The sequence below is a fragment of the Marilutibacter aestuarii genome, from assembly GCF_006546775.1.
GTDB lineage: Bacteria > Pseudomonadota > Gammaproteobacteria > Xanthomonadales > Xanthomonadaceae > Marilutibacter > Marilutibacter aestuarii.
The window spans coordinates 1-2,312 of sequence record NZ_VICE01000016.1 but is presented as its reverse complement, the minus strand read 5'-3'; the positions used below and the strand labels follow the sequence as shown (position 1 = coordinate 2,312).

2 protein-coding genes are annotated in these 2,312 nt (G+C 68.3%); both read right to left on the bottom strand.

The annotated features are described in order from the left end of the window. Positions 1-765: hypothetical protein (locus FKV25_RS02175; RefSeq protein WP_141517156.1), on the bottom strand; the 765-nt coding region annotated here is incomplete at its 3' end. Between the two features lie 242 nt (positions 766-1,007). Continuing rightward, the coding region (locus tag FKV25_RS02170) for an NEW3 domain-containing protein (RefSeq protein ID WP_211345343.1) at positions 1,008-2,312 on the bottom strand (1,305 nt) is incomplete at its 5' end.

Here is a 2,312-nt window from a genome sequence, read left to right as displayed (position 1 = left end):
GTCGCCGTCCCAGCCGGCCCAGCCGTTGGCGACGATCTTGACGTTCTCCACGGTCCAGTCGGTCAGGCCGCCGGCGACGATGCCGCGGTTGGCCATGCCGTGGATGTCCAGGTCATGCAGGTAAACGTTCCTGGAGTTCGATGCCATGATGCCCACGCCGGCCCATTGGCCGTACGGGGTGCTGTCGCGCTTGCAGCGCGCCGAGGCATCGCTGTGGAACTCCACGCAGTCGCTCTGGTCGGTGATCTCGAGGTTTCCGATCTCGACGTTGGAGCTGCCGGTGAGGTTCAGCATGTACTGCACGCGTTCGGTGCCCCACAGGCGGGCCTTGTTGCTGGCACTGGTGCCCAGGATGCGCGTCCTGCTGGTTGCGCTCGGGCCGCTGGGAATCGGCGGCAGGTAGCAGTCGTAGCGACCCCCGTCGTAGCAGCGTCCGCCCGAAGCACCGGGGGCGCCCCAGCCAAGCATGTAGTCACCGGGCGCGATGTAGACGGTGTCGCCACCCGCGATCCGCGCGGTGCCGCCGGCGGGCAGGGCCTGGTGCAGCGAGTTCCAGGCGCATGCCTGGTTGCTGCCCGAACCCGGGTAGGCGGCGTTGGACCTGCCGGTGCACTGGGCGGCGCTGCCGCCATCGGTGCGCACGTAGTACGTCGCCGCCTGCGCGGCGCCGGTGCCCAGGGCCAGGAGGAGCAGGGTGCCGGCGATGCGGGCAGGGAGCGGTCCGGCAACGGACGCGAAATGCGGTGAAGTGCTGCGAAGTGTCACGAATAAGGCTCCAAAGATCGGGGGAAGGCTTCGGAAGGAACTGCGAGCGGCAAGTGTTGGTGGTTTTTTATCCAGCTTCTGCAGAATGGGGCACAAATACGGCAAATTCGGGTTTGTGAATACTGTTTTGGCCAACTTAAGCCACGGAATTTTCGGGGTTTTTTGGTGTTTTAGTGACGAACATCACAAAAACGGGCGGCAAGGGCCGCCCGTGTGTGAAGGGTGTCGGCGGCGAACGAGGCTCAACGCACCTGGAAACTGGTCTCGTCAGTCGTTGAGACATTGCCTCGGGTAGCGGTAGCGCGCACCGTGTAGGTGCCCGAGGGCGCCCACCACCACCAACGGCTGAGCGTGGCCGATGCGGTGGCCTGGCCATTGGCATTGGCCGTGGCGGTGTAGGTCTCGCTCGCGCCATACGGATTGGTGACCACGAAACTGACGTTCGCGCCGCCCGCCGCCTGGCCGCCCAGGACCACGCGCGAGGTCATGCGCACCGTGTCGCCGCGACGGTAGATGCCCTTGTCCGTGCCCAGGGTCTGCTCGAGCTCGCCGGCCGGCGGCGGTTGCGGGGCCTGGATCGTGTAGCTGGCCGAGGCATTGGCGGTATGGATGCCGCCGACGTTGCTGCCGATGCCCGCGCCGATGGAATACGTGCCGGCGCTGGCCGTTGCCGCCGATGCCACGTCGAGCGTCGCGCTCGTGCTCGCACCGGGAGCGAGCGTGGCAGTGCTCTTGTTGAGCGACCCGGTCCAGCCGCTTGGCACGCTGCGCGCCAGGTTGAAACTGGTGCTGCTGCATGCGCTGCTGTCGCGGTTGGTCACGTTGAGCGTGTAGCGGACGGTGCTGCCGGCCGCGACGGCGCCGGTGGGACCGCTGATGCTGAAGGCGGGCGCGGCGCGGCTGCAGGTCGCCGCGGGCGCGGCCACGTTGTAGGTCGCCGAGGCATTGCGGGTGTGGATGCCGCCATTGCCGCTGCCCACGCCCACGCCCACGCCGTAGCTGCCCTGCGTGGCCGAAGCCGGCGAGACGACGCTCAGGGTGGTGCTGCCGGACGCACCAGGGGCGAGCGTCAGGGTGCTCTTGCCCAGCGTGCCGGTCCAACCCGACGGCACGCTGCGTGCCAGGTTGAACGTGGTGCTGGCGCAGGCACTGCTGTCCTTGTTGGAGAGCGTCACCGTGTAGCTGACGGTCGAACCGGCCGCGACCGCGGTGGTGGAGCCGCTCAGCGCCAGCGACGGGGCATTGCGGCTGCAGCTGGGCGTCGGCGTACCGCCGCCGGACTGGCGTTCGACGGCGCCGATGTCGGCGGCGGCCCCGGAGGGCCGTGGGTTCTTGAAGAAGTCTTGGGTGATCGCGCTCAGATAGGGCGCCTTGTCGACCAGCGGGCTGCCGTCGAGCGGGGTGGCGTCGAAGTCGGCCATCGCGGTGCGGGTGAGGCGGGGGTCGCTGCAGACGCTGCCGGACGGGCACTGGCCCGACTTGACGTTCCAGAACGCATTGCCGCTGTAGGTCAGCGCCGCGCTGGAGTTGTAGGCGTAGTGGCCGCA